The organism is Vibrio sp. YT-15, assembly GCF_033337445.1.
Taxonomy (GTDB): domain Bacteria; phylum Pseudomonadota; class Gammaproteobacteria; order Enterobacterales; family Vibrionaceae; genus Vibrio; species Vibrio alginolyticus.
The window spans coordinates 57444-66320 of sequence record NZ_JAWOQR010000018.1 but is presented as its reverse complement, the minus strand read 5'-3'; the positions used below and the strand labels follow the sequence as shown (position 1 = coordinate 66320).

Genomic DNA, 8877 nt, shown 5'->3' with positions numbered 1-8877 from the left:
GGAGCGACACACGAGGTTCGAACTCGTGACCTCAACCTTGGCAAGGTTGCGCTCTACCAACTGAGCTAGTGTCGCATCAACAACGTTTCCGCTGTTTAGGGCTGCGAATTATAAGAGCATTTTTTTGTGATGCAAGTCCTTCCTTCAAAAAAACTTTATTTTTTTACTGAACGACGAAAAAGCAATCAAAAGCGATATAAATTACAACAATTTGGATCGCAACCTTAACAGTTAAATCTTGAAAATAGTACCTCGATAGTACTTAAGTTCTGCGATGGACTCACGAATGTCGTCCAAGGCCAAATGTGTTCCCTGTTTTGTGAACCCATTTAGCACCTCAGGTTGCCAGCGACGTGCTAGTTCTTTAAGAGTACTAACGTCAACATATCGGTAATGGAAGAACTCTTCCAACTCAGGCATATGCTTGTATAAAAAGCGACGATCCTGCCCAATGCTGTTACCACATATTGGCGACGCCCCTTTCGGTACCCATTTTTCTAAAAATTCAATGGTTTGTGCGACTGCGTCTTGTTCTGAGATTTGACTGTTTCGAACGCGCTCAACCAAACCGCTTGCCGTATGCGTATTAGTACACCAGTCGTCCATTTTCGCTAGTTCTTCTTCCGGCTGATGAATCGCTAACACTGGACCTTCAGCCAAAATATTTAGTTCGCTATCCGTGACAATAGAAGCAATTTCGATGATTTTGTGCGTTTCAGGATCAAGCCCTGTCATCTCTAAATCAACCCAAATTAGGTTTTGATCGCTAAAGGACATGGTTACGCCGCCTATTTGTTTATCGATAAAAGAGGTACTATACCTCAAAATACGAGAAACACGATACTCATACACGGAGCCAAGAGTACGGCTCAACCATTTGAGTAAATTCACATAAAGTACAGAATTGTGGCAAAGAAGAAAAAGTTAACCAAAGGTCAGGTGCGACGCGTACGTAGCAACCAACAAAAGCGTTTGAAGAAGCAAGAAGAGTCCATCCAGTGGGATGAAAACATGCTAGGCGCCAGCAAGCAAGGTCTCGTGATCACTCGTTTTGGTCAGCACGCGGACATTGAAGACCTTGAAACAGGCGAAATTCAACGCTGTAACCTCCGCCGTGGTATTGAGTCTCTAGTATCTGGCGATCGTGTTTTATGGCGCGAAGGATTGGAGTCTATGGCGGGCATCTCTGGTGTTGTTGAAGCGGTAGAACCTCGCTCTTCAGTGCTCACTCGTCCAGATTATTACGATGGCCTAAAACCCGTTGCAGCCAATATTGATCAAATGGTCATTGTCTCTTCGGTATTACCAGAGCTATCGCTAAATATTATTGACCGCTATCTCGTTGCATCAGAAACACTGAATATTGCGCCATTGTTGGTCTTAAATAAAGTCGACCTTCTAGAAGCCGATGATCGTGCAATGTATGAAGAATGGCTCAAAGAATATGAACGCATTGGCTATAAAGTGCTTCTGGTCAGCAAGAAGTCTGGAGAAGGCATTGCTGAACTAGAAACCCTGCTGCGTGACCGAATTAATATCTTTGTTGGTCAATCAGGCGTAGGGAAATCCAGCTTAGTCAACGCGTTAATGCCGGAACTAGAGAGCGAAGTGGAAGAAGGCGAAGTCTCTGAGAACTCTGGCTTGGGCCAACACACCACGACGGCTGCACGTTTATACCACATTCCAACGGGTGGCGATTTGATCGACTCACCTGGAGTACGTGAATTTGGTCTTTGGCATTTGGAAGCAGAAGAAGTAACAAAAGCATTCGTTGAATTTCGACCATATTTAGGCGGTTGCAAGTTCCGAGATTGTAAACACAATGATGACCCAGGCTGCCTTCTACGCGAAGCTGTCGAGAACGGGGAAATTAACGAAACTCGCTTTGAAAACTATCATCGCATTTTGGAAAGCATGGTTGAAAACAAAGCAAATCGTCAGTATTCACGTAATAAAAAAGCCGATCTGTAATTGAGTTAAGGCTGTAACTGTGTAAAAAGTCTTCACCTAATACTGACAAGCAAATTAAATTTCAGTAACATCACGCGCCCTAAAGCGCGAATCTAACAGAAGTATCGGAATTAAAGATGGACAAGTTTAAAGTTGGACTGCAGTACTGGATCCCACAACACGGCCTCACTCGCCTAATGGGTAAACTGGCTTCAGCAAAAGCTGGCGGTCTAACAACAGCAGTTATTCGTTGGTTTATCAAACAATACAATGTGAATATGGATGAGGCAAAGCACTCAGATCCTAAACATTTTAAAACGTTCAACGAGTTTTTCGTTCGTGAGCTAAAAGAAGGCGCACGCCCAATTTCTGAAGGCGAAAACGTCATCACTCATCCAGCCGACGCTTGTGTTAGCCAGTTTGGCCCTATTGAAGATGGTCAACTTATCCAAGCAAAAGGTCATCACTTCTCAGCACAAGAATTGCTGGGCGGTGACGCGAATTTAGCTGACGAATTTAAAGATGGTTCTTTTGCAACATTGTACCTATCTCCGCGCGATTACCACCGTGTACACATGCCATGTGACGGCACTCTGCGCCAAATGATTTACGTACCAGGTGACCTGTTCTCAGTAAACCCTCTGACAGCAGAAAACGTACCGAACCTATTTGCACGTAACGAGCGTGTGGTGTGTATCTTCGATACTGAGTTTGGTCCAATGGCACAGGTGCTTGTTGGTGCGACAATTGTTGGTAGCATTGAGCAAGTATGGGCTGGCACGATCACTCCGCCTCGTGGAAACACTGTCTACAAATGGGATTACCCAGCAGAGGGTGACAAGGCCGTGATCTTGAAAAAAGGCGAAGAGATGGGCCGCTTCAAACTGGGTTCTACTGTTATTAACCTGTTTGCCAAAGACGCGATTGAGTTTGACGCAAGCATGGAAAACGGTAAGCCAACCGTTATGGGCACACCTTACGCCTTGAAAAAATAAGTAAAACACCGTTAAAGAGCCCTTTATTAAGGGCTCTTTTTATTGATAAAAAGCAAAACTCCGTTCGAAATTTAGCCTCTATTTCTCAAACTCATACCTGCCTCTAAGACCCTCATTCCACAATCAATTATCCTGCGCTTAGAATGAATATTTAGAGGGGCAGCCAATGCCAAAGATGAGTGTAAACACGTTGGCGAAATTGCTGGTGTGCTTTTTAATTCCGCTCGGTGTTTTGATGATGCCGATTGATGCTATTCCTATTGACGATCTCACTTTAATTCAGCATCGCCTGTTGGCTATTTTTCTTCTTGCTGCCCTACTTTGGGTTCTCGAGCCGGTTCCCGTTTTTGCTACGTCCATTCTTATTATCGCTCTTGAACTGATCATGATATCGGATAAAGGTTTGCATCTATTTCGCAATCCACCAGCGGGGCATGATTTAGGAGAGTTAATTGCTTACACCGATATTTTCTCGGCTTTCTCTTCACCGATCATTATTCTTTTTATGGGTGGTTTTGCTCTCGCGATTGCGGCTTCCAAATACGAGCTCGACAACAACCTCGCCCGAGTTCTATTAAAACCATTCGGCACACAACCTAAGTTCATCATGCTGGGCTTGATGTTAATTACCGCCGTTTTTTCAATGTTTATGTCCAATACTGCCACGACCGTGATGATGCTAGCCCTGCTTGGCCCCATCGTCGCTTCAGCACCTAAAGGGGATTTAGGCATTAAAGCACTGGTGTTGTGTATTCCAATTGCAGCGAATACAGGCGGCATTGCGACTCCGATAGGCACGCCACCTAATGCGATAGCGCTTCAATATCTCACTGGAGAAAACGCGATAGACTTCCTATCGTGGATGACAATGGGTCTACCCTTTGTGTTGGTACAACTTACTGTAGCTTGGTTCTTGTTGCAAAAGCTGTTTCCGTCTAGCGAACCAGAAATGAAACTAAAGCTAGATGGTACATTCAAAAGGAGCTGGCGTGCGATCGTCGTCTACATCACTTTTGCACTAACCATTTTGCTTTGGATGACAACGAAAGTGCATGGCATGAATACATATGTTGTCGCGATTATCCCACTAGCAGTGTTCACGTTAACGGGCATTATGGGAAAAGAAGAGCTCAAGCTAATTAACTGGGATGTTTTATGGCTGGTTGCCGGTGGTATAGCAATTGGTATTGCCTTAGACAAAACAGGCTTAGCCGAAGCATTAGCGCACGCTATTGATTACAGCCTGCTATCACCATTTGCCGTTGTTTTAGCCCTATCGGTAGTGTGCTGGTTAATGGCGAACTTTATGTCTAATACCGCAACGGCAAACTTATTGATGCCTATTGCTGCCGCTATTGGTACATCCATGCCAAGCCTTATTGCGGTTGGTGGCCTACAAGGTTTACTGGTTGTCGTCGCCTTCTCCGCATCACTTGGCATGATCTTACCGGTTTCCACACCACCAAACTCTTTGGCTTATTCAACCGGCCTCATAGAGAGCAAAGACATGGCGAAAGTAGGCCTGATTCTCGGTTTGATTGGTCTACTTATCGTGTATGGCGCAGTTTTGGTACTGTTTTAATCGAAGAGCTCCATGAAAAAGCGTGTTGTCATGGAGCTGCTCTCCAGCTACTGCCCTCACAGAGCGGCTTTTACATCCCATAAATTTCGTGCATATTAAGACTCCTCTACTCTACAAGGACGTCGACACATCATGGGTTACGAATGGCTTGCTTTATGTGCCGCTTTTCTGTGGGCAGTTTCTAGCCTTATTTCTGTCATTCCTGCACAACACCTAGGCGCTTTTTCTTACAGCCGCTGGCGCATGGGCTGTACGGCCGTGATCTTATCAACAATGGCCTGGATAACTGGCGGCTGGTTAACGGTTTCTTGGGAACATGTAACGCCAATGATGGCCTCAGGACTGATTGGTATTTTTATTGGCGATACCGCTCTATTCGCGTGTTTGAATCGTATGGGGCCAAGACAAGCCGGGTTACTCTTCTCTTGCCACGCCGTGTTCTCTGCCATCTTGGGCTACTTCTTATTTAGCGAAGTCATGACCACAATAGAACTACTGGGCGCATCATTGGTATTTAGCGGCGTGGTGATGGCGATATTCTTTGGCCGAAGAGGTCAAGTGAATAACGTCTTGGAAGACATTAAAGGTAACATCTGGGTAGGTATTGGACTTGGCTTAACCGCAGCAATGTGCCAAGCATTGGGAGGCATTATCGCCAAGCCAGTAATGCAAACCAGTATTGACCCAGTTGCGGCTTCTGCTATTCGAATGATCAGTGCCTTTTTCGCCCACAGCATGTTGTTAGTTCTAGGAGTCAAAGTCGCTCGCTCGACGCAACACATTACTTGGCGCGTATTTGGTATTACTGCCCTTAATGGTTTCTTGGCGATGGCCGTCGGCATGACGCTAATCTTATACGCACTCCAAGAAGGAAATGTAGGTATGGTTGCACTTCTATCTTCAACCACGCCAATTATGTTGCTACCACTGCTCTGGATTTACACGAAACGCCGACCAAACCGATTTGCATGGTTGGGCGCAGCCCTAGCTGTGATTGGTGCTGGCATTTTGGTTCAGTAACCTTACAGACCAGCCCTTACTGCCAGATACAAAAAAGCCCGAGTTTAAACTCGGGCTTTTGTCATTCGGAGCCGTTAGTTAATTATTTAACTAGTACTTCACCCGTCATTTCTGCTGGGATTTCTAGACCAGCTAGAGAAAGCATGGTTGGTGCAAGGTCAGACAGTTTACCGCCTTCTTTGAATTCAACCGCTTTGTCACCTACATAGATTAGAGGTACTGGTAGGTTAGTATGAGCAGTGTGGATGCCGCCAGTTTCAGGGTCGATCATCATTTCTGCATTACCGTGGTCCGCAGTGATCAATAGTTGACCGCCAACTTCTTTGATTGCTTCAACCACTTTACCCACACTTTCATCTAGAGCTTCGATTGCTTTCTCAGCCGCTTCATAAACGCCAGTGTGACCAACCATATCTGCGTTCGGGTAGTTACAGATGATGGTATCGAACTTACCAGACTTGATAGCCGCAACCATCTTATCTGTTAGTTCTGGAGAGCTCATTTCAGGCTGCATGTCGTACGTTGCAACTTTTGGTGAAGCAACCAATTGACGCTCTTCGCCTTCGAATTCGTTCTCAACACCACCGTTGAAGAAGAAAGTCACGTGTGCGTATTTCTCTGTTTCAGAGATACGTAGCTGAGTTTGACCTTGTTTAGATAGCCACTCACCGTAAGTGTTTTCTAGAGACGCAGGTGGGAATGCGATAGCTAGAGGGATATCAGCCGCGTATTGAGTCAGCATCACAAAGTTGATTGTTGGGAATACTGCACGCTCAAAGCCGTCAAATGCAGGAACGAATGCACGAGTGATTTGACGTGCACGGTCAGCACGGTAGTTCATGAAGATAACCGCATCACCATCTTGCATGATTGCGTCTTCTTGACCTTCTGCTTTGATAGCTGTTGCTTTAACGAATTCGTCGTTTTCTTCACGAGCGTAAGCCGCTTCTAGACCTGCAACTGCCGTTTCTGCTGTGAACTCAGCTTTAGCTTGAGTTAGAAGATCGTAAGCAACTTGGACGCGATCCCAATTGTTGTCACGGTCCATTGCGTAGTAACGACCTACTAGAGAAGCAACGCGGCCTTTACCTAGTTTCGCAAATAGGTCTTGGAAACGTTGTAGTGAGTTTTCAGCACTACGTGGTGGTGTGTCACGGCCGTCTAGGAAGCAATGTAGGTAGATTTTCTCTGCGCCACGAGCCGCTGCCATTTCAACTGCAGCGTAAATGTGGTCTTCGTGAGAGTGAACACCGCCTGGAGACATCAGGCCCATGATGTGTACTGCTTTTTCAGCTTTCACAGCAGAGTCGATTGCTTCAACTAGCGCAGGCGTTTGTTCGAACTCACCATCCGCAATTGATTTAGTGATACGAGTCAGGTCTTGGTATACAACGCGGCCTGCACCAATGTTAGTGTGACCAACTTCAGAGTTACCCATTTGACCATCAGGAAGGCCAACATCCATGCCTGAAGCAGAGATTAATGTGTGTGGGTTATTCGCAATCAGAGCATCCATTACTGGTGTTTTCGCATTCGCAATTGCGTTACTTGCTGTGTCTTCACGGTAACCGTAACCGTCAAGGATAACTAGAGCCAGTGGCTTCTTAGCTGACATAGTGATGACCTCATCAAATTTAAGTAACTTTTGGCGTAGGGCCTCGCTGCCCTATCTAACCTTGAAACAAAACTAGCGTAATTTTACTACACTTTTTAACCAAAACTGTAGGTTAAGATCAAATAATGTTTGCGATTTATTGTTGCTATCTTACAAGTTAAGCGAACAACGAGTCAGTGCCGACAATCGTGTTCCACAAGCATAGTCATTTCTAATACGCTTTGTACACCCCAGTCTAAGTTCGGTTTTCTTACGCTTCTCATTCTTATTTTTGCACTTGAAACAGCGCTAATTTAAAGCAACATCAAACAAGATGGGTTAATACCTATTGTTCTCTTTTCTCAGTAAAACAGAAGTCACTTAAACCGATAAGTCCAATAGGCAAAAGCAATCAAGCTACCAGAGCAAAATGTACGGATAGTAAGGGCATAAAGGGTTTATAGAGATCTCAATTATTCGTTAGAAAATTTTAACCCTCTCGCCTAAGAGCCGTAACCTCGCTATACTCCTGCTTTATTTTTCCGCCAACAGCGTAAGAGCTCAAGACATGCAAGAGTACATTGAATTTTTCCAACAGAACATGATTCTATCTTTGGTTTGGGTAGGTCTTCTTGTCGCCTTTATCATGAACATCGTGAAATCAGCGACAGCCGCATACAAAGAAATCAACGTAAACCAACTGACTCATCTTATGAACCGTGAAAACGGCGTTGTAGTGGATATCCGTACCAAAGACGAGTTCAAAAAAGGTCATATCACCGACTCACTTCACATTTTACCGTCAGACATCAAAGCGGGTAACTTGGGTAGCCTTGAAAACCACAAATCAGACCCAATCATTGTTGTATGTAAGACAGGACAGACCGCTCAAGAAAGCGCAAACCTACTAGTAAAAGCTGGCTTCGAAAACGTGAGCCTACTAAAAAATGGTTTGATTGCGTGGAACGAAGCGAACCTGCCGTTAGTTCGCGGTAAGAAGTAGGAACGTGGCAAGAACGAAAGTTCGCGTTTAAACGCGCTTTTACCAAGCCTCGCGGACAAAAAACTGAGCAAATTGAAAGCAGTTGGAGCACTAAGTTGTGACGCTTTGCACGTAATACACGCTTCATCTAGTCAAGGTAGATTGGCTCAGTTAGTCTCAGGACATACCAGTTTTCTGAGCTTAGACGTTTCTAGGCTCAACAAATATTGATTTAAGGATTAAAAAATGGCTGAAGCAGCACCTCAAGACGCACAACAAAACTTCGCAATTCAACGCATCTTCCTAAAAGACGTTTCTTTTGAAGCGCCGAACTCTCCAGTAATTTTCCAGAAAGAGTGGAACCCAGACGTTAAACTAGACCTAGACACTCAAAGCCGTGAGCTTGGTGAAGGCGTTTACGAAGTTGTTCTGCGCCTAACCGTTACTGTGAAGAACGAAGAAGAGACTGCGTTCCTATGTGAAGTTCAACAAGGTGGTATCTTCACTGCTGAACAAATGGAAGCTGGTCAACTTGCACATTGCCTAGGCGCATTCTGCCCGAACATCCTATTCCCATACGCTCGTGAAACTATCTCAAGCCTAGTCGTTAAAGGTACGTTCCCTCAACTGAACCTAGCGCCAGTAAACTTTGACGCGCTATTCATGAACTACCTACAACAGCAAGCTCAACAAGGCGAAGCTGAAGCGTAATTCACGTTTTATAAGTGACGAATAGCCACAGTGCTGACGTCAC

The 8877-nt window shown here is 45.0% G+C and carries 8 protein-coding genes and 1 tRNA gene; 6 read left to right on the top strand and 3 right to left on the bottom strand.

Annotated features, from left to right (window positions below; genetic code table 11):
- Window positions 1–2: 2 nt before the first annotated feature.
- Both R7D93_RS22535 and orn read right to left on the bottom strand, forming a co-directional pair.
- Window positions 3–75 (bottom strand) — tRNA-Gly (locus R7D93_RS22535).
- A gap of 156 nt (window positions 76–231) precedes the next feature.
- A complete protein-coding gene (gene orn, locus R7D93_RS22530) occupies window positions 232–777 on the bottom strand; it encodes an oligoribonuclease (protein ID WP_017635574.1) in 546 nt (181 codons plus the stop codon).
- A gap of 129 nt (window positions 778–906) precedes the next feature.
- On the opposite strand from orn, the gene rsgA reads away from it, so the two are divergent.
- The 4 genes from rsgA (at window position 907) to R7D93_RS22510 (ending at window position 5547) form a co-directional block, all read left to right on the top strand.
- Entirely contained in the window at window positions 907–1971 is a 1065-nt protein-coding gene (gene rsgA / locus R7D93_RS22525; protein ID WP_025768798.1) for a small ribosomal subunit biogenesis GTPase RsgA, read from the top strand.
- 116 nt (window positions 1972–2087) lie between these two features.
- Window positions 2088–2945, top strand: a complete 858-nt coding sequence (gene asd, locus R7D93_RS22520) for an archaetidylserine decarboxylase (protein WP_005381465.1) — start codon at window positions 2088–2090, stop codon at window positions 2943–2945.
- Between the two features lie 166 nt (window positions 2946–3111).
- The gene (locus R7D93_RS22515) at window positions 3112–4527 is read left to right on the top strand and encodes an SLC13 family permease (RefSeq protein ID WP_104975656.1); all 1416 of its coding nucleotides are present in this window, start codon (window positions 3112–3114) and stop codon (window positions 4525–4527) included.
- 132 nt (window positions 4528–4659) lie between these two features.
- Window positions 4660–5547, top strand: coding sequence for a DMT family transporter (locus R7D93_RS22510; RefSeq protein ID WP_005381469.1), 888 nt, complete (start codon window positions 4660–4662; stop codon window positions 5545–5547).
- Between the two features lie 82 nt (window positions 5548–5629).
- Here the strand turns inward: R7D93_RS22510 and gpmM are convergent, their stop codons facing one another.
- Window positions 5630–7162, bottom strand: coding sequence for a 2,3-bisphosphoglycerate-independent phosphoglycerate mutase (gene gpmM, locus R7D93_RS22505; RefSeq protein ID WP_136977015.1), 1533 nt, complete (start codon window positions 7160–7162; stop codon window positions 5630–5632).
- A gap of 547 nt (window positions 7163–7709) precedes the next feature.
- Between gpmM and R7D93_RS22500 the strand changes: the two genes are divergently transcribed.
- Both R7D93_RS22500 and secB read left to right on the top strand, forming a co-directional pair.
- A complete protein-coding gene (locus tag R7D93_RS22500) occupies window positions 7710–8144 on the top strand; it encodes a rhodanese-like domain-containing protein (RefSeq protein WP_005386415.1) in 435 nt (144 codons plus the stop codon).
- Window positions 8145–8369: 225 nt separating this feature from the next.
- A complete protein-coding gene (secB, locus tag R7D93_RS22495; RefSeq protein ID WP_005386410.1) occupies window positions 8370–8834 on the top strand; it encodes a protein-export chaperone SecB in 465 nt (154 codons plus the stop codon).
- The last annotated feature ends 43 nt before the right edge of the window (window positions 8835–8877 follow it).

Coding starts and splice junctions, on each gene's coding strand:
- gpmM (WP_136977015.1), bottom strand. CDS start 7,162: ATGTCAGCTAAGAAGCCACTGGCTCTAGTTATCCTTGACGGTTACGGT.
- R7D93_RS22500 (WP_005386415.1), top strand. CDS start 7,710: ATGCAAGAGTACATTGAATTTTTCCAACAGAACATGATTCTATCTTTG.
- R7D93_RS22515 (WP_104975656.1), top strand. CDS start 3,112: ATGCCAAAGATGAGTGTAAACACGTTGGCGAAATTGCTGGTGTGCTTT.
- R7D93_RS22510 (WP_005381469.1), top strand. CDS start 4,660: ATGGGTTACGAATGGCTTGCTTTATGTGCCGCTTTTCTGTGGGCAGTT.
- secB (WP_005386410.1), top strand. CDS start 8,370: ATGGCTGAAGCAGCACCTCAAGACGCACAACAAAACTTCGCAATTCAA.
- asd (WP_005381465.1), top strand. CDS start 2,088: ATGGACAAGTTTAAAGTTGGACTGCAGTACTGGATCCCACAACACGGC.
- orn (WP_017635574.1), bottom strand. CDS start 777: ATGTCCTTTAGCGATCAAAACCTAATTTGGGTTGATTTAGAGATGACA.